Source organism: Pseudanabaena sp. 'Roaring Creek' (genome assembly GCF_001402795.1).
Classification (GTDB): Bacteria; Cyanobacteriota; Cyanobacteriia; order Pseudanabaenales; family Pseudanabaenaceae; genus Pseudanabaena.
The window spans coordinates 1-17355 of sequence record NZ_LIRE01000243.1; the positions used below are offsets into that span (position 1 = coordinate 1).

The 17355-nt window shown below is 40.4% G+C and carries 18 protein-coding genes and 4 pseudogenes; 8 read left to right on the top strand and 14 right to left on the bottom strand.

Annotation, left to right across the window (positions count from 1 at the left end):
• Positions 1 to 216: 216 nt before the first annotated feature.
• Positions 217 to 930, bottom strand: a complete 714-nt coding sequence (gene ubiE, locus AC805_RS08335) for a bifunctional demethylmenaquinone methyltransferase/2-methoxy-6-polyprenyl-1,4-benzoquinol methylase UbiE (RefSeq protein ID WP_055074995.1) — start codon at positions 928 to 930, stop codon at positions 217 to 219.
• Positions 931 to 1029: 99 nt separating this feature from the next.
• On the opposite strand from ubiE, the gene AC805_RS08340 reads away from it, so the two are divergent.
• From AC805_RS08340 to AC805_RS08365, 6 genes are all read left to right on the top strand, one after another.
• Positions 1030 to 1632 (top strand): hypothetical protein, encoded by a 603-nt coding sequence (locus AC805_RS08340; RefSeq protein WP_231662516.1) that lies wholly within the window; start codon positions 1030 to 1032, stop codon positions 1630 to 1632.
• A 94-nt stretch (positions 1633 to 1726) separates the two neighbouring features.
• Positions 1727 to 2590 (top strand): hypothetical protein, encoded by an 864-nt coding sequence (locus AC805_RS08345; protein ID WP_156341353.1) that lies wholly within the window; start codon positions 1727 to 1729, stop codon positions 2588 to 2590.
• Positions 2591 to 2653: 63 nt separating this feature from the next.
• Positions 2654 to 4312, top strand: coding sequence for an HD family phosphohydrolase (locus AC805_RS08350; RefSeq protein ID WP_055074998.1), 1659 nt, complete (start codon positions 2654 to 2656; stop codon positions 4310 to 4312).
• Between the two features lie 205 nt (positions 4313 to 4517).
• Positions 4518 to 5324, top strand: coding sequence for a hypothetical protein (locus AC805_RS08355; protein WP_055074999.1), 807 nt, complete (start codon positions 4518 to 4520; stop codon positions 5322 to 5324).
• Between the two features lie 91 nt (positions 5325 to 5415).
• Positions 5416 to 7065, top strand: a complete 1650-nt coding sequence (locus tag AC805_RS08360) for an AAA family ATPase (RefSeq protein ID WP_055075000.1) — start codon at positions 5416 to 5418, stop codon at positions 7063 to 7065.
• Positions 7062 to 7610, top strand: coding sequence for a DUF3038 domain-containing protein (locus AC805_RS08365; RefSeq protein WP_055075001.1), 549 nt, complete (start codon positions 7062 to 7064; stop codon positions 7608 to 7610). Before AC805_RS08360 ends, AC805_RS08365 begins: the two co-directional genes overlap by 4 nt.
• A gap of 104 nt (positions 7611 to 7714) precedes the next feature.
• Here AC805_RS08365 and AC805_RS08370 read toward each other — a convergent pair whose 3' ends face one another.
• The 13 genes and pseudogenes from AC805_RS08370 to AC805_RS08415 form a co-directional block, all read right to left on the bottom strand.
• Positions 7715 to 8191: a Uma2 family endonuclease gene (locus AC805_RS08370; RefSeq protein WP_055075002.1), complete on the bottom strand. Its 477-nt coding sequence runs from the start codon at positions 8189 to 8191 to the stop codon at positions 7715 to 7717.
• A gap of 112 nt (positions 8192 to 8303) precedes the next feature.
• Positions 8304 to 8669, bottom strand: a pseudogene (locus AC805_RS08375) (type II toxin-antitoxin system PemK/MazF family toxin).
• Entirely contained in the window at positions 8659 to 9060 is a 402-nt protein-coding gene (locus AC805_RS26760) for a type II toxin-antitoxin system Phd/YefM family antitoxin (protein ID WP_055075003.1), read from the bottom strand. Before AC805_RS26760 ends, AC805_RS08375 begins: the two are co-directional and overlap by 11 nt.
• Before the next feature lie 133 nt (positions 9061 to 9193).
• A pseudogene (locus AC805_RS24600) lies at positions 9194 to 9352 on the bottom strand (DUF4926 domain-containing protein); the annotation flags it as partial.
• 126 nt (positions 9353 to 9478) lie between these two features.
• Positions 9479 to 9703: an addiction module protein gene (locus AC805_RS08385; protein ID WP_055075004.1), complete on the bottom strand. Its 225-nt coding sequence runs from the start codon at positions 9701 to 9703 to the stop codon at positions 9479 to 9481.
• Positions 9704 to 9913: 210 nt separating this feature from the next.
• Entirely contained in the window at positions 9914 to 10159 is a 246-nt protein-coding gene (locus tag AC805_RS08390; RefSeq protein ID WP_055075005.1) for a hypothetical protein, read from the bottom strand.
• On the bottom strand, positions 10143 to 10418 hold the full coding sequence (locus tag AC805_RS08395; protein ID WP_055075006.1) for a BrnT family toxin: 276 nt from the start codon (positions 10416 to 10418) through the stop codon (positions 10143 to 10145). Before AC805_RS08395 ends, AC805_RS08390 begins: the two co-directional genes overlap by 17 nt.
• Before the next feature lie 81 nt (positions 10419 to 10499).
• A pseudogene (locus AC805_RS24605) lies at positions 10500 to 10646 on the bottom strand (DUF4926 domain-containing protein); the annotation flags it as partial.
• Positions 10647 to 10655: 9 nt separating this feature from the next.
• Positions 10656 to 10910 (bottom strand): annotated as a pseudogene (locus AC805_RS27310) (hypothetical protein).
• Complete coding sequence (locus AC805_RS08400) at positions 10907 to 11107, bottom strand: hypothetical protein (RefSeq protein WP_055075007.1); 201 nt, start codon at positions 11105 to 11107, stop codon at positions 10907 to 10909. Before AC805_RS08400 ends, AC805_RS27310 begins: the two are co-directional and overlap by 4 nt.
• A 198-nt stretch (positions 11108 to 11305) precedes the next feature.
• Positions 11306 to 11539 carry a DUF433 domain-containing protein gene (locus tag AC805_RS08405; RefSeq protein WP_055075008.1) on the bottom strand — a complete coding sequence of 78 codons (234 nt, stop codon included), beginning with the start codon at positions 11537 to 11539 and terminating at the stop codon, positions 11306 to 11308.
• Positions 11523 to 13607 carry a P-loop NTPase fold protein gene (locus AC805_RS08410; RefSeq protein ID WP_055075009.1) on the bottom strand — a complete coding sequence of 695 codons (2085 nt, stop codon included), beginning with the start codon at positions 13605 to 13607 and terminating at the stop codon, positions 11523 to 11525. The genes AC805_RS08405 and AC805_RS08410 overlap by 17 nt, the downstream gene beginning before the upstream one ends.
• Before the next feature lie 120 nt (positions 13608 to 13727).
• Positions 13728 to 13910 carry a hypothetical protein gene (locus tag AC805_RS08415; RefSeq protein WP_055075010.1) on the bottom strand — a complete coding sequence of 61 codons (183 nt, stop codon included), beginning with the start codon at positions 13908 to 13910 and terminating at the stop codon, positions 13728 to 13730.
• A gap of 189 nt (positions 13911 to 14099) precedes the next feature.
• On the opposite strand from AC805_RS08415, the gene AC805_RS08420 reads away from it, so the two are divergent.
• Both AC805_RS08420 and ffh read left to right on the top strand, forming a co-directional pair.
• Entirely contained in the window at positions 14100 to 15536 is a 1437-nt protein-coding gene (locus tag AC805_RS08420) for an ATP-binding protein (protein WP_055075011.1), read from the top strand.
• A 120-nt stretch (positions 15537 to 15656) separates the two neighbouring features.
• Positions 15657 to 17090, top strand: a complete 1434-nt coding sequence (gene ffh, locus AC805_RS08425) for a signal recognition particle protein (protein ID WP_055075012.1) — start codon at positions 15657 to 15659, stop codon at positions 17088 to 17090.
• The last annotated feature ends 265 nt before the right edge of the window (positions 17091 to 17355 follow it).

The following is a 17355-nucleotide window of genomic DNA, read 5'->3' on the forward strand; positions in this document are numbered from 1 at the left end:
CCGCAGGTTCTAGGGTTTTATATTTAATTAAGCCCACTTACTTACGTAATTCGGCAGGGTTAAAAATCAAAACCAGAGGATGTGTTCGTTTAGTGTGCAGGATGTACTTCATCAATTGTAACCAAGCAAATAAATCTATAGACTGCAAACCACAAATCGATCGAATTTTAGGAATTTAAGGATGGGCGGCGCTTAGCGCCGCCCATCCTTAAATTCCTAAAGCTTTTTCTGCAAAACTAATATTCCCATCATGCCATTGGCGATCGCATAGTGGGTTGCCTGCATAAATCCTGCGGCTTTGGCTAATTTTACCTGCTCAGTACCGATGGGAAATCTCGCTAAACTTGGGGCAATATAGGCATATTCCTCGGTCATCGCAAAGCGATCGGCTATCGGTACGACCACTCGCTCTAAGTAAAAATCTTGAAAGCTTTGCATTAGGCGATCGCTAGGGCGATGAAAGTCTAAGATGGCAGCTTTTGCTCCCTGTTTGAGAACGCGGTGCAATTCGGCTAAACATTGAGGAATATTTGTCACATTGCGCAGCCCATAGGCGAGGGTGGCTCCGTCAAAGGTATTATCGCCAAAAGGTAGCTCCAAAACATTCCCTTCTTGCCATGTGAGACATTTTTGAATTGTGGGCGCGTAGTTATTGGTCTTATCGGCGGCGATCGCTAATAGTTGTTTAGAAAAATCTACGCCGATCGCCTGCCCCTTTGGCGCAACTAGTTGAGCTAGTAAGGTCGTCATGTCCCCAGAACCACAGCAAAGATCGAGCCATTTTTCCCCCTGTCGCGGTTCGCACCAGCGCAGAGCCATCTTTTTCCAAACGCGATGCTGTCCTAAGCTCAGAAGATCGTTAAAGCGATCGTACAATGGGGCAATGCGATCGAAAATCTGCTGGATATCAGTTTCCGAAGGTTGAGACATGGAGTTACCTAAAAGCTACTTACACCATTGCTAAGCATAATCGCTGAACGGATCGATCGGCACGAGTTTTATCATCATGCGACAATGTAATACTAGATATTGGCAACACAACCATTGTCCTACACTATGCAAAAACTTTGGTTTAGTAAAAGCAAGCAGCCACAGCCTTTACCTCCCGCTGAGGAATCTCTATCGTCATTGGCAAACGAAACCACTCCAGAGCATACCTCACAGGAAACCAACCTCCCTGCCAAAACCTTTGAATGGGAAGTTTCAGCCGCTTGGTTTTTTGTAGCTTTAGGAGTCGGCGGAGTGATTATGGTTGCAATGTTTGGATTGCAGTATCTGACCGCCCCTGAAGCAACTCCAGATAGCAACCTCATCTGTAAATCTAAGATCGGTGGAGATTGGCAAACGTCCTTTGGCAAAGTAACCTTGCAGTCAGAAGCAGAGAACCTCGTTTCGGGAAAATACGAATATACAAATTTTGAACGCGGTAAAATTAGCGGTGAATTAACTGGTAGGCTGAACAACAATGTTCTTTCCTTTGATTGGCAGGAAACTCCCAATCAACAGCCGAAGCAACAGGGCAAGGGAATTATAGTTTTTGGTGAGGGTTGTAAAGAATTTTACGGTAGCTATGGGATTGGGGGTAGTACAAATAATTTCGGTAATTGGCAAGGTTCTCGTCTGCTCAAATAAGCTTAAATTTTGATTTTACTTATTTTATTTCACTCAATTTCACTCAATTTTTAGATAAGTGACACTATCTAAAAATAAAATCCTTGTTTTGCCTATGTACAGCGTTTCTTATCTATTGCTTGTGGAAACAAGTATTATTACTCAAACCGATCCTCATACTTGGCAGTCGATCGCCAAATTGGGCGAATGTCTTTTGCCAGAGGTTGTAGCAGTAGAAATTAGAAATATCGCCAGTGGCAAAATTGAAGGTAACGAATCTGCCGCTAAACAATTTCAAAAACTACTCCCAAAACTCAACTGGAAAACTACCCCCTTAACTTCTGACCGTAGCGATTTAGCGATTAGGGCTACCCAAAATCTTAGTCGTAAGGCAAAATTGATGATGAACGTTGCTCGAAGTGCCGCTGGAGTTGCTAATGCTCATCCACAACAATGTGTAGTTTTAATTTCTGATGAAATATCCTTACGCGATCGCATTGCCAAGCTAGAGTCTAAAAACCTCTGTGCTATTCCTTCAGCAGTTGCTAGACAATGGTCTAGAACCGATCAAGAACCACCAATTGTGCAACTCGTCATCAAACAGCTACAGGAGCAATTACAAGAGCAAGTACAGGAACAATTAGAACGAACACTTCTTCAGTCCTCTCATCAACCAATTAGTTCACCCAATGAAACCTCTAAATCTTCCTCTAAATCTTCATATTTAGGTGAAGAGCGTCAAGACTTAAGTCAAAAATTCAGTCCTCGCAAAACCTCTAAGTATAAATACTCTAAGTATAAATACTTTAATGCAATCAATTTTATAAAATTTGGTCTAGCAACAACATTTTTAGCTACGATTTTATTGTTTGGATGGAAGCTAGCTCAACCTCAACAATTTCAACAGTTCTGGGAAAAAACTGGGTTGCCTCCGCTACCAAAAATATTTATTCAACCGAATCAACCCAAGAAAAGTTAATAAATTAATTCCCTCATGATATTTCCAAACCAAGACGCTGTTGATAAATAGAGATGCAAACTAATGGATATGGGCGAAACAAAAACGGAATCCTTTGAACTAATCGAAAAGTTAAATGAGATCGGGATAGCGCTCTCGACCGAAAAAAATACGCCCAAGCTGCTAGAAATGATCTTAAAAGGGGCTAAGGCAATCTTAAACGCTGATGGTGGAACGCTATACCTAGCTACAGAGGACAAACGGCATCTTCAATTTGAAATCATCATGAATGATTCTCTCGGTATCATGATGGGCGCACAACTCGGAGAGCCGATCCCTTTCGATCCCTTACCTCTCTACGACGCGGATGGTAATCCCAATAACACGATGGTGGCAGCCCATGCCGCTTTGTACAAAAAAACGATTAATATTCCTGATGCCTATACTGCCAAGGGGTTCGACTTTGCGGGAACTAGAGCTTTTGATACCAAGACGGGCTATCGATCGCAGTCTTTTTTGACCTTGCCGATGCTCAATCATGAAAATGAATTGATTGGCGTTTTGCAATTGATTAATGCCAAGGGAGATGATCGTCAAATTATTGAATTTTCTAAGATTGCCCAGCGCATTGGCGAATCCTTAGCATCCCAAGCCGCGATCGCTTTAACCAATAACAAACTAATCGGTCAATTTCGCGAGTTATTTGAATCGTTTATTAATCTCATGTCCGAGGCGATCGACAAAAAATCGCCTTACAACGGCGCTCACTGTCGCCGAGTCCCCACCTTGACCATGATGATTGCCGATGCCGCCTGTAAAGCAGATTACGGCATTTTCAAAAATTTCCGTTTGGACGATGAGGAAAGATACGAACTAAAAATTGCAGGACTGCTCCATGACTGCGGTAAAGTAACCACGCCAGTACATGTAATCGATAAAGCAACTAAACTCGAAACAATATTCGATCGCATTCACTTAATTAATACTCGCTTTGAAGTCCTCAAACGTGATGCCGAAATTAGTTTTCTTAATCAAAAAATTGCGGCGATCGAATCAGGCAATCTCAGCATTATTCCTGCTCTAGAGGAGTCGTTTAAGCAAAAACTCGCTCAATATTCCAGCGACCAAGATTTTCTTCGCATTTGTAATATTGGTGGCGAATTCATGAGTAATGAATATAAAGAAAGGCTGCAAATCATTGCGACCTATCGATGGAGCGATCCTATGGGTGTCGAAACTAATTTCTTGACTGAGAACGAACTGTACAACCTCAATATTTCTAGGGGAACCCTTACTACCGAAGAGCGCAAAATTATCAACGATCATATTGTGGTTACGATCGAGATGCTCGAACAATTACCCTATCCGCGCAATCTTCGTCGCGTACCAGAATATGCTGGCGGTCACCATGAGAGAATGGATGGAAAAGGCTATCCGCGAGGCTTAACGCGCGAGCAAATGTCTCTGCCTGCGAGGATGATGGGAATTGCTGATATTTTTGAAGCCCTCAGCGCTAAAGATCGCCCCTATAAACAGGGTAAAACTTTAACTGAATGCCTCCAAATTCTCGGTAAGATGAAGTTAGAAAATCACATCGACCCCGATCTGTTCGATCTATTTGTCAGCGAGAAAGTGTATTTACGCTATGCCAATGAGTACCTCGATCCCGATCAGATCGATGAAGTCGATGAGGATAAGATTCCTGGGTATAGAGTAACCTTAGCGAATGTTGGTACTAAATAGGTATGGGCGGCGTGAAACGCTGCCCATACTTACTAGACTAAGAGAATTTTTAGAGCTGAGGTTTGAGATATGTTGCACGCGATCGCCTATGCCGATATTCTTTTAAGGCTTTACTAAACAGAACCCTTCAATAAGTTATCTAGGTTTGTGAAACACCCTCGATCCTGCCCCAATTACTTAAACCACATTGATTTCGTACTTATTTATGTTTGCCCAGTTTCGTTCTCAATATCCTCAAGGTCGCATTCAAACTGAGATGCTCCCCAAAATTGACGGTCTTCATGCTTTTAGGGCGATCGTCTCGGAAGGAGATGCAGTTATGGGCACTGCTACGGCTGTCGATAGCGATCTTGAAATAGCAGAGGATCGGGCTATTAAACGGGCTCTGACGATCGCGGGGCTTGCCTTTGACAATGGATTTGATAACAACTATGGCAATTATGGATCGCCCATGCTCACCCAAGTTTCGCGGGATCCTGCAACGGTCAATTCTCTGCCATCAGCTAATTTTAATGCCCTAGGTAGTGCGGGAAACCTTTCCGAGCGTAATGCTAATCCCCAGTTAACCCATACGATGCAAACCATTCAAACAGAACCGACTTTAAACTATTCATCAAGTAACTATGGGACAAGCGAATATATCCCCGAAGAGCATGTTTACTATACGCCGAGCGAACCAGCACCTAACGCCCTATCGTCACCTCATGAAACTCCTAGCGAAACCGTAACAACATCTCGTTCGTCTAATCCTACGACTAATCCTACGACGATCAAGTCTTCAGCACCGCAGATCGCGCCCGAACCAATCGATCTATCCGATCCGATCTCTAAAATCGATGTGGAGATGGAGCGTCTAAACTGGACAAAAGCCCAAGGGCGCGATTATTTAGTACGAACTTTTGATAAAAAGTCACGGCAGCAATTAAGTAACGACGAGCTACTACAATTTCTCAGCTATTTAAGATCGCTGCCAACTCCAAATCGACAGTTAGCAAACGACGATTTCTTCTAAAATTATTTGTGAAATTATCCGTCAAATTATCTGTGAAAAACCGCTTGCCAATATCACCCAGCGAGTTTTTAGAAATCCAAGGCATCCCTGCATGAAATCTCTCAACTTTAAAGAAGAACTTAGTCTATTGATCCGCGCAAAATGTCCGATTATTTATGTCGTGACATGGGAGGAAGAGCGTGCGGAAAAGGCGATCGCTCAGGTCGCGCAGGAATGTGGGCCACCCCGTCAGATGCTTTATTACGATCTCGTGCGTGGGTTCGAGCATAATCAGGAAGGTAAAAATAATTTGCTGCAAGCTCTCCAAGTGGTGGAGAATAGCGATCGCCAAACGGCAACTATTTATGTATTTCGAGATTTACATCGGCGTTTGGCTTCGCCAAGACTAGATGAGATTTTGGTGCGTCAACTTCGCAATCTTTATCGCAGTTTTCGGAACTCGCGTAAAACCCTAATTCTGTTGAGTCCATTATTAGAGATGCCTTCGGAACTCGAAGAACAGATCGCGGTTCTTTATTTTCCATTACCCGAAACGACGGAGATCCGTCATATTATCGAGCAGATGATTCCCCCCGAACAGTTACGAATGGAGGGTAATAGTCTCGAACAGTTGATTAAAGCCTGTATGGGCATGACCCGCGATCGCATCTGTCATACGCTCTCTAAGTCGATCGTTCAAAAGCATTTTGTGAACGAATCGGATATCGATCGCGTTTTAGTTGAGAAACAAAAACGCATCAGACAAACGGAATTCTTAGAGTTCTTTACTCCCAATGAGACCTTAGATAGCATTGGCGGTTTAGACAATTTCAAACTTTGGTTAATGCAACGACAGCAGGCTTTTTCCGATGAAGCGAGAGCGTTTGGTTTACCCAATCCCAGAGGAGTTTTATTGTTGGGGATTCAGGGAACAGGAAAAAGTCTCTGTGCCAAAGCGATCGCCAATCTTTGGCGATTACCCCTATTGCGATTGGATGTTGGTCGCCTATTTGGCAGCTTAGTGGGACAGTCAGAGAGCCGCACGCGCCAAACGATCCAGCTTGCCGAAGCCCTAGCACCTTGCATTCTCTGGATTGACGAAATTGACAAAGCCTTTGGCGGAATTGCGAATAGTGTAGGCGATTCGGGAACCAGTCAACGGGTCTTAGGAACCCTATTAACTTGGATGCAAGAGAAGTCCAGCCCAGTATTTGTGGTAGCAACGGCAAATAACATCCATGCCTTGCCCCCTGAGTTATTGCGAAAGGGAAGGTTTGACGAACTCTTCTTTATTAACTTGCCCACCTATGAAGAACGGAAAGAAATCTTTTTACTCCACTTAAAGCGTTTTCGTCCGACCGAGTTACCTAGTTTTGATATCGATCGCATGGCTGCTATCTCTAAGGAATTTAGCGGTGCGGAAATAGAACAGGCGATCGTTGAAGGGATGTATCGCGCTTTCCACGAACAGCGTGACGTTAGTACTGAGGATATTTTAGGCGCTATCAAGGAAACCTATCCCCTAGCAAGTACAGCGAGAGAACAGATTAGTTTCATGCAAGCTTGGGCAACTCAAGGCAGGGCAAGGAGTGCTTCTCGTGGGGAAGCGATCGATCTAGCAAGCGACAAGTTAAGCAGTAAATTAGGCGATATTACTTTGCTTGATAATGTACCGAAAGCCCTTGCTGAGAACTCAAGAGGTAAACATCGCCCTTTGCCCTTGCCTCCTTTACCGCAAATTAAATCCAGTTCTGACTCATGACCCAACCTGCTCCTTCTTTTGAAGATCCAGAATTGCCTCAGTTACAGGCAATTAAAGCGCATCTAGATTTGGTGCTGCTGTCCTTGGAGGCACTTACGGGGATTGGCTCCGATGAAATGCTGGCGGTTGCGGAAAAGCTGGGTTTGGAGGAGATTTTAAGCGATCGCATTACTCTATGGCGGTTACGTCAGGCTAGCCCCTTACGCAAGGGGAAAGGGCGCAAGAAATTAGATGTTGATGAGGCAAGGGCAATGACTTTAATCAGTTGTACCTTAGCAGCGCAGCAGCAGTTTGCTATTCGTAATGCGGTCGCTCAATTAGAGAAATGTACTGCTCTCAAACATCCTCCCTACCGCGAGGCGATTCTTGGCGATTATCTAGATCGCTTTAATAGTCTGTATCAAGAACGCATGGCAGAGGAGGAACAGGCTAAACCCGATGCGATTCAGCGACTAGCCTTAAAATTGTTAATCGATTTGCTATTTTATAGTTCTCAAATTGGTTCCCGTCGTCTCTGGGTCGCATTGCTAGAACGCAGTCAATAGGAAATAGTTTGAGGTATTGATTTTTGGAAATAAGCGATCGCCTCAAATCAATCTCAACAATCTGCGATCGCCCTAAATATCACTCATTAAAAACAAAAAATAAATTACCGTTTTATTTGCTTCGGAAAATCAGGGACTAATAAGGATTGATCTAATTCCCCTTGCTCGTTATAAAATCTAATTTTACCTTGCTCATTGCATAGCCATACTTCAAGAGCTTGGGCTTCAAAATAAAGCTTTTTCTTGAACTCCATTTCCCCTAAAGTATTGCCAATGGATTTAACTTCTATGCAAATTTCTGGGGCAATAGATGCTGAGACTTCATCTTGGATTTTGTCAAATCTTGCTTCCGAACACCACACCACATCAGCAACCTTAACTCCATCTGTAGTATCGATCGCGCATTCTGGCATCACTTCTCCGTTACTTAATAAAGATTCCAATAGACGTTGGATTCTTCCTTGATGAAAAGAATGTTTGATTTTGACTGGACTCATGACGATTTGCCCCCACTTGTTTAACTCAATTTTGAAGGGTAGATCCTGTAGCTGTTTATTCTCACAAACTTCTTCCCATTCCATAATCAATTACCTAGAGCAATTAAAATGATCATAACTTATTTGTCAATATTGTAGATGAGATAGCGAAATCGCCCCAACTCAATCTCTACAACCCGCGATCGCTTTAATTTTGCTAAATTTCGTATTCAATAATAGTGAAAATAGAAGCCGTTATTTCTGTCATCTTAGCATCGGATATATTGCCAAGTTTGCGAATAAATCTTTGCAAGTCCATACCCCTAAGCTGAAGAGCATCAATTGCAGAAGCCTTTGTGAGTCCAATTTCTGTGTCTGCTTCTATTTTAACGTGCCAAAAGTTTTAAGCAAAATATGGTTTCCAATCTGTAATTGGTGCAACAAGTTTAATCGGTAATTTTCCTGCTGCGTCTGAGCTAATGACAATAGCAGGACGGATTTTTTTGATTTCAGCGCCAACTGTAGGATCAAAGTTAACGAGCCAAATTTCTCCACGTCTGGGTATCTCAGAATTAGTAGTCAATGATGTCACCTGCCATTAATTCCTTCCAATCAGTTTCTTGTTGATAGTGGGTAATCATTTCCTCCGCTTGACTTTCGAGTATTTGTCTACGTTCAGCGATCGGTAATTTGAGAAAATCAAGGCGTTGTTCTATGGTCAAACCTTGTTCTTCTTCTTTTACTTGAGCTTGTTGATGTTGCAAGATGCCTTGATATAAGCGATCGCGATTGGCTTGGTTGCTTAGTAAGTACAAGGTTTCGACTAGACTGCTATATTCTTTTGCGTCTAGTATGACGATGCCCTGCTCTGGCTCTTTATAAACTGAAATGACTTCGTGATTTTTTAATACTCGTTCAAAAATTTGTGCGAAGTGGGTGTTGCATTCTTGAAAGGTGACTTGTTGTGTTGACATGATTTTATAGTCCTAATTACAGGTACTTATAGCATTCTAACTTGCATCGCCTAAAACTCAACCCATCAAAAATCGCCCTCTAATCAACCTCAACACCCCGTGATCGCCTAAATCACAACCTATCAAAAAGCGCTCATACAGTAATTAGTTGAGCTTTTGAATTAGGTAATATTGGCTCGAAACGTAGGATCATAAATTCTTCTGGAGTTAATCCTAGAGATTCATATGTGCGACCATTGCGATCGCTAAATTCGACTTCAAAGGCTTGACCATCTGCAAGTATTTCAACAACTTTATTATCATCACTCTTGAATTCTGTTTATCCAATATCGTGGTTCGCGCTGCAAATGCATTACAGCTAAAACTTGGATGCGCTCATTAAGTTCTGATTGTGCATTAGGATCAAATTCAAGCACCATTATCGATTTCTTAGTTTCTGCAATACTTGATCTGCTGGTACTAATGCGACTTTACCTGTGTCGATCGCCTCTATGCGATTCGTTATTTCTGCACCCCAAGCTAATTCAATTTGAGGATCAACTGCGTCAAGACTGTTAAGGAGATGTTCGGCAAGCATCGCTCTATACAGAGGTGGCAGGGTTAATACTGCTCCAAAAATTTCATCGTAAGTGATATTAGCCATACAGTTGACTCCATACAGAGTAGATTAAGTTCATATTAGCATCGTTTTTTTTAGATAAGGCGATTGCCCCTAACTCAACCTCAACACCCCGCGATCGCCTAAATTCCAACCCATCAAAAAGCGATCGCCCCTAACTTAATCTCAACAATCTGCGATCGCCTAATACATAGCCTATCAAGAGGAGATCGCCTAAAATATGAAAATCACTATCTATGAATTGTTAGATATAGTCAAAGATTGATCACTTGATTGAGTTGGAGATTGTTTAATCAGTCTCATTAATAAGCGCAAGCCTTCATTAACTGCGCCTGAATCTGGGAAAAGTTTTGCAACATCGGGATCTAGTTGCACAGTGATTGGCAATCGCTTCCTACCTTGCCCACGAGCAACAACAGTGAGTTGAGTAAAGTCGTATTCGGGGCGTAAATCATCTTCCATTTCAAAGTTCTGATTCATATGCTTTACGTTCTTTGCGAGTAGCGGTACGGGCGCTAATTAGACGTGTGATATCTTTGCGATCAGTGTAAGAAACAACTAGTAATCTTCCTCGGGCTGATTCTCCCATAATAAGAAAACGTTGTTCTTGAAGTGAGTGTTCTGGATCGGAAAAGGTTAAAAATAAGGGATCGTCAAATACAGAAGTGGCTTCATCGAAAGAGATTCCATGTTTAGCAAGATTGCTTTTGGCTTTTTCCTCATCCCAATCAAACAACATGGCTCGAATTTGCTAAAACTGATTCTTGGATTATACCAGTTTCTATAATTGCAGTGAATACGAGGATCGCCTCTCAACTCAATTGCGATCGCTAAATTCGACTTCAAAAGCTTGACCATTGGCAAGTATTTCAACCACTGTACCAACCTGTCCACGCCATAAATTATCTTGGGGAAGATCGATAGTTAGAGCTACGACATCTAGAAGTTTTACTGAATTTGTTAACATATTTAGCACCTATCTCAGCAATTTATCATATTCAGCATGAGTACCTATCCAAATCCATAAATATCCCTCTTCAATCTGGGTAGCGATCGCTCGGTAATTAGATCCAACTCTTACAGACTATACCTTCCCAACTTTTTTAAACTGCAAGGATGGATGCGAAGGATTATCTTTCAATAGCTGAAAGTTTTTATTAGCAAGGTCGCAAATATCTGTTGGTAGATTCTCGTAATACTTCCAAAAGCTGGATGCTGTTTTATGTTTCACAGATCTATCGTTTCCCCTGATTGATGTTCAACAAGTGCAGCATTGATCAGGAAGTCAAGTTTGCCAGAATTAGAATCTGATTCGAGTTTTTTATCCCAAATCGCTTGATCAAATTCAATAAACCATTCACGCAATTGTGCAAATGAGTCATAGTCAAGATCAGCGATTTGCTTTTCGATTAGCTCTACCTTTGTCATAACTTTTCGCGGTTAGTTACTAAATATTAACAAATTTATCACGTATCCAATTCCAAGTAACCTGCGATCGCCCCTAACTCAACCTCAACACCCCGAGACCACCTAAATTCCAGCAAAAAAGCGATCGCCTCAACCCAACCCATCAAAAAGCGATCGCCTCAAATCAATCTCAACAATCTGCGATCGCCTAAAATCCATTCATACAACTTTTCTCACTTCGTAGTGATTTGCTATCAGTTTTGCTGCGAATTGCATACAGGCATAAATATCTTCTCTTTTTAGAGATGGATCTTCTTCAAGCACTTCTTCGATAGAGTCACCTGTGCCCAAAAACTCCATGACTGTTTGCACGGTAATTCGAGTGTTGGCGATAATTGGTCTACCGTTGCAAATGTCTGGATGAATAGTTATTCGATTAGTGTGGCTTAGCATATTTTGTTTGTTCTATCTCTAGATTTTTGATTATTGAATCCAAATAGTCATCATTTAATTTTTTTAAACGATATCCACTAGGCTTACCTTGTTTTAATCCAGACTCCTTTGTAAAACATTCTTGCAATTTCTTTAGCCATACAATTTCACTAAGCAAATCTTTATTGTTTTTATTTATGATTTTATAACGTTCTTTTAACGTGAAAAGAACAAACCTCTGATCATCAGGAGGCATGGAGAATAATTTACTTGTAAAATAATTTATATCTATTTGATTAAATATTGGTACTGCACAGTATTCTGAATCTACATCATTATTCAGACAAATCATTTGATAAAACTTACGTTGATCACTAATCATAATATCTATCAATTTTTTTGCGTCATCTGGCAATTGTTTAATTCTTACTAATTCTTGAATGGAATCCACATAAGAGGAAAGCTCTTGAAATTCAATCGAATTAAAACTGGCAAAAACAGTATTATTATAGTTGTCCTGAAACTTGTCATAAAGTATTGATGTTTGAGAAGGAGGAACTTTATTAATATTATTTAAATAATCAATATAATCTTTTGCACTAGATAAAAGTTCTTTTTTATTCTTGTTAATAAGCCCTGAGTCTGAAAGATCTAAGAAAATCCCAAATATGTGCTTTACTTCCCCAATATCATTAAAACCTCTTTCTTGATACTCTAATTCAACTTCTTTCAATAAACTTGCAAATTTTTCATCAGAAAGTTTTCTCCAGTAATATAACTTTCTCCAGTTAGGTATGTCCTTATCATCTGGAAAATATTTGCTTAATATATTTACAGTTAGTTCTTCTGAATCAATCAAGCCTTTATCAAAAAATTTCTCCCACCATTCTTTAGGTGGGAAAACCATATCTAAATCAAATTTAAAGTATAAATCATAGTTCTCTTTAACAGTGTCTTTGAGAGTTTTTACATTACCATCTTTATCTATTTTATCTGATTTATTTGAAGACAAAGAATTATCTGTTGCTTTTAATGATAATTTTGCACGTAGATGTCCATACTCATTGACCAATCCAACAATATCACCAGATTTTATTTTTACCGTGCTAATTTCAGTGGAAAATAGTACTAAAAATTTTAATACATCTTTTAATATCTCTGGATTCTCTTTGGCTTTTTGAGGGAAGTGTACAAAAATTCTCTTTAAATCTAAAACCATATTCCTTAAAGTTCTTAGATTTTCTCGATTTGCTTTAGTAGAATATAAATCTTTTATAAAATCTATATGTTCACACAAAACCTTTTCAATAATTGGTTCTTCCAGTTCAGATGCAAAGCTTTTTAATGCATTCTCAAAATCTGGTAATATATTAAAAGTTTTGCCTACTAATTTCTCCTTAAAATTTAAATAATCTTTGTCGTCAGAAATCTTACTTTCATCTGCAAGGATAATTATCTTTAGATTTTGATGTTCTACAAATTGGTTGATGTAGCCCAGTAAATCAGAAATATTGATACTACAACGTTCTAAATCATCGAAAATTAAAACCCTTTTGTTAGTTTCTTTCTTGTTAGAATTTTTTGATTTTCTAGTAAGATCTGGTATTTTAATATTCCATGATGCTATATCTTTTCCAGTGCCATTTAGATCTATTTTAAGAGAGCCATTCAAAAATCCCTTGATAATATTACCTGCTATCCTAACTTGCTCAGAACCCCATAATGGATGTAACTCTTGAAATATGGCTTCATCTATTGAAGAAAGCGTATCTAGTCCATAAAGACTAACATATAGAAATTTTTTAGATGATATCTGCTCTTTTCTAAAAAAATAACGCCAAGCTTTACCCAAAAAATTGACTTTATGCAAAAGCTCACCTAGCAAGATTAAATCTACAGGATCTTTCCATATATCTATTTCTATAGGGTTATTCTTTTTGTAGTTTTTGTAGTATTGCTTAATAAACCAAGTCTTTCCAGATCCCCATTGACCTTTTAGCAAAACGGCAAATCTTGTTAATTTAATTGAACAATAGTAGTCTAGATATTCTTCTATATGGTTATTAATTGATTTTTTATCTTGATTCATTTTCGTTAAATGTATTTGAGTTGTCTAAATTTTATAAACCTTAGCATCTCAAAAATATTCTTTTCAAGTAAAATGCAAACATGCCCAAATTGTTGAGCTTCTGAATCCATAAAAAACAACCTATTTGTAACGGATCATTTTATCAGGTCGTCCAATACCCACAATTTCTAAAACTCCCTCACAATAAATCAGGCGCACACCATCAATATCTGCAAATGCAGATTCCAATGCTTGGAACTGCTCCCACGTTACAAATTGCCTAACAATATGTTCGTTATCAGATTTAGCTAAAGCTTGGATCATGGCTTGGAGACTCACCGCTTAATATGATGATTTTAGCTTAAATTTTAGAATTGGTAATGCTTGCGATGAAATTCGATATCTGGATATGACGATCGCTACTCCTACAAAACAAAAACAAGATTAGTTGATTGACCTTAATTGTAAAACCAAGATAAAATAAGATTAGTTGGCTAATCTTATTTAAAATCTATGCTTGAAATTTCAGAAGCAGATATTTTGTCTCGACTTCGGTTTGATAACCCTTGGTGGGAACAGGGCAAAGAAGGAAAAATAACTTACGAAACTACACCTCGACGTAAGTACTTCGAGACTTTTTATGAAAATATTTTGGATGCAAATGTTCGTCGAGCGATCGTTTTAATGGGACCAAGGCGTGTTGGTAAAACCGTTATGGTTTATCATACCATTCGCGCACTCTTAGACTCTGGGATAGAAGCAACAAATATTTTATACATTTCCCTTGAAACTCCAATCTATACTGGACTGCATTTAGAAAGGATACTCAATTATTTCCAGAAATTATTTGATCATAAGCGCAATGCCAAACTGTTTATCTTCTTTGACGAAATCCAGTATTTACGTGATTGGGAAGTACATCTTAAATCTCTCGTGGACTCGTATGCAGACTATCGCTTTATTGTTACGGGTTCTGCTGCGGCAGCATTAAGACTAAAGAGCCATGAGTCTGGTGCTGGGCGCTTTAGCGATTATGTTCTACCACCACTAACTTTTGCTGAATACTTAATGTTTATTGGGCGAGAAGCAGAACTTATAAAAGAGTTAGAATCAAATATTTATGGGGCTTCAGCCATAAATTATTCTGCCCTAAATATTACTACTCTTAATGAAGAATTTATAAACTACCTGAACTTTGGTGGATATCCAGAGGCAGTCTTTTCGGAAACTATCAGGCAAAACCCTAGTCAGTACATCAAAAGTGACATTATCGACAAGGTGTTACTCCGAGATCTCCCCAGTCTTTACGGTATTAACGACATTCAAGAATTAAACAGGCTTTTTACAACCTTAGCTTACAACTCTGGAAATGAGGTAAGTTTAGATGGATTATCTAAATCCTCTGGTGTTGCTAAAAATACGATTAAGCGCTATCTCGAATACCTTGAAGCTGCGTTCCTAATTCGACGAGTTGAGCGCATAGATAACAATGCAAAGAGATTTAAAAGAGCGATGTGTTTCAAGGTTTACTTAACCAATCCATCCATGAGAGCTGCATTATTTGGACAAATTGATGCGAATTCCGAAGCTATGGGATCGATGACTGAAACAGCAATTTTTAGTCAATGGCGACACAGCGAAATTACGGAACTTTATTATGCGCGATGGAAATCGGGAGAAGTTGATATCGTTCATTTAGATAAGGCTAATCAATTACCCTCTTGGATTGTTGAAGTTAAATGGAGCGATCGCCCCTATAGAACAATCGCGGAGCTTGATAATTGTGTTGAATTTGTGAATAAGCATCCCAATATATCTCAACCAATTTTGGTGACTAGTCAAACTATTTCAGACACAAATATCCAATACAAAGGAGTAGAGTTTAATTTTTGTCCATCTAGTCTTTATGCTTATCTTTTAGGAGCAAACCTATTGCGTAACATTTGCTAGCAATCTTTTTATTGATTTTTGCAGTTAAAGTTATCTGCCAATTTTCTCCGATCGCGATCAATGTAGTGGCTGTAACTGTAAATTAGTAAGTAGAACCAACAGCAAAAGCAAAATTTAGATATGTTTGATGAAATCGCCGATAAATTTGAGGCGGCTTGGAAAAAATTACGCGGACAGGACAAAATCTCTGAATCCAATATACAGGGCGCGATTCGTGAGGTACGCAGGGCGCTCTTAGAGGCAGATGTCAACCTACAGGTTGTCAAAGAATTTGTCGAAGAAATCTCCAAACAGGCTCAAGGGGCTGATGTGATCGCAGGTGTGCGCCCCGATCAGCAATTTATCAAGATCGTTTATGACGAATTGGTCAGGACGATGGGCGAGGCAAATGTACCGCTTGCCGAGGCAAGCAACGCCCCCACAGTAATTTTGATGGCAGGTTTGCAGGGTACGGGTAAAACGACTGCTACCGCCAAATTAGCTTTACATTTACGCAAACTCGATCGCACGACTTTACTCGTAGCCACTGACGTATATCGTCCCGCCGCGATCGATCAGTTGCTTACCCTCGGCAAACAAATCAACGTGCCAGTCTTTGAAATGGGAGCCGATGCCGATCCTGTCGAGATTGCCCGTCAAGGTTTGGCAAAGGCGAAGGAGTTAGGCGTTAATACCGTCATCATCGATACGGCGGGACGCTTGCAGATCGATCGCGACATGATGGATGAACTCAAGCGTGTTAAAGATACGATTAAGCCCGATGAGGTACTTCTAGTCGTCGATGCGATGACAGGACAAGAAGCGGCAACACTGACACGCACCTTCCATGATGAGATTGGGATTACAGGCGCAATCTTGACCAAGATGGATGGCGATACTCGCGGTGGTGCAGCGCTATCGGTGCGGCAGATTTCGGGACAGCCCATTAAATTTATCGGTGTCGGCGAAAAGGTCGAAGCATTACAACCCTTCTATCCCGAACGGATGGCTTCACGGATTTTGGGCATGGGCGACGTACTGACTCTGGTTGAGAAAGCTCAGGAAGAAATTGATTTCACAGACGCAGCAAATCTCCAAGAAAAGATCCTGAAAGCTCAGTTTGACTTTGACGACTTCCTCAAAAATACTCGCATGATGAAAAACATGGGTTCTTTTGGGGGAATGTTGAAGATGCTTCCAGGAATGAAAATCAACGATGCACAAATCCAAGAAGCCGAAAAGCAACTCAAACGCTGTGAGTCGATGATCTCTTCGATGACAAAACAAGAACGCAAGGATCCTGACCTCATCGCCAAAAGTCCCAGCCGCAAACAACGGATTGCCAATGGTGCGGGTTACAAACTTCAGGATGTGACTAAGCTCGTTGCTGATTTCCAAAAAATGCGATCGCTCATGCAGCAAATGGGACAGGGCAAGATGCCAAACTTCCCTGGAATGCCCAATATGGGTGGCGGCGGTTTCCCTGGCATGGGCGGTATGGGCAACCAAGCCCCATCGGGAAATCCTGCCTATGGCAAAAAGAAGAAAAAGAAAAAGGGATTTGGAGAATTGTAGGGATTTTGGCTGTTAGCGATTAGCTGTTGGCTGTTAGCTGTTAGCTGTTAGCTTTTTGGTAATTGGTGATTGGTGATTGAGAATCAACAGTCACATCTAAATAATGATAATGAAACCCCAATTCCCATTTTAAATAGCTAATGGCTAAAAGCTAATGGCTAAAAGCTAACCGCCAATCGCCCATCCCCAATTACCAATCCCCAATTACCAATTATAGATAATTCAAATAAAAACTACAGCTTCGACTTCGCTCAGCTAGCTTACA

Bases quoted from the DNA above. Each gene is read 5' to 3' on its own strand.
- ubiE (WP_055074995.1), bottom strand. From the start codon at position 930: ATGTCTCAACCTTCGGAAACTGATATCCAGCAGATTTTCGATCGCATT.
- AC805_RS08345 (WP_156341353.1), top strand. From the start codon at position 1,727: ATGTACAGCGTTTCTTATCTATTGCTTGTGGAAACAAGTATTATTACT.
- AC805_RS08350 (WP_055074998.1), top strand. From the start codon at position 2,654: ATGGATATGGGCGAAACAAAAACGGAATCCTTTGAACTAATCGAAAAG.
- AC805_RS08355 (WP_055074999.1), top strand. From the start codon at position 4,518: ATGTTTGCCCAGTTTCGTTCTCAATATCCTCAAGGTCGCATTCAAACT.
- AC805_RS08360 (WP_055075000.1), top strand. From the start codon at position 5,416: ATGAAATCTCTCAACTTTAAAGAAGAACTTAGTCTATTGATCCGCGCA.
- AC805_RS08365 (WP_055075001.1), top strand. From the start codon at position 7,062: ATGACCCAACCTGCTCCTTCTTTTGAAGATCCAGAATTGCCTCAGTTA.
- AC805_RS08370 (WP_055075002.1), bottom strand. From the start codon at position 8,191: ATGGAATGGGAAGAAGTTTGTGAGAATAAACAGCTACAGGATCTACCC.
- AC805_RS26760 (WP_055075003.1), bottom strand. From the start codon at position 9,060: ATGTCAACACAACAAGTCACCTTTCAAGAATGCAACACCCACTTCGCA.
- AC805_RS08385 (WP_055075004.1), bottom strand. From the start codon at position 9,703: ATGGCTAATATCACTTACGATGAAATTTTTGGAGCAGTATTAACCCTG.
- AC805_RS08390 (WP_055075005.1), bottom strand. From the start codon at position 10,159: ATGAATCAGAACTTTGAAATGGAAGATGATTTACGCCCCGAATACGAC.
- AC805_RS08395 (WP_055075006.1), bottom strand. From the start codon at position 10,418: ATGTTGTTTGATTGGGATGAGGAAAAAGCCAAAAGCAATCTTGCTAAA.
- AC805_RS08400 (WP_055075007.1), bottom strand. From the start codon at position 11,107: ATGACAAAGGTAGAGCTAATCGAAAAGCAAATCGCTGATCTTGACTAT.
- AC805_RS08405 (WP_055075008.1), bottom strand. From the start codon at position 11,539: ATGCTAAGCCACACTAATCGAATAACTATTCATCCAGACATTTGCAAC.
- AC805_RS08410 (WP_055075009.1), bottom strand. From the start codon at position 13,607: ATGAATCAAGATAAAAAATCAATTAATAACCATATAGAAGAATATCTA.
- AC805_RS08415 (WP_055075010.1), bottom strand. From the start codon at position 13,910: ATGATCCAAGCTTTAGCTAAATCTGATAACGAACATATTGTTAGGCAA.
- AC805_RS08420 (WP_055075011.1), top strand. From the start codon at position 14,100: ATGCTTGAAATTTCAGAAGCAGATATTTTGTCTCGACTTCGGTTTGAT.
- ffh (WP_055075012.1), top strand. From the start codon at position 15,657: ATGTTTGATGAAATCGCCGATAAATTTGAGGCGGCTTGGAAAAAATTA.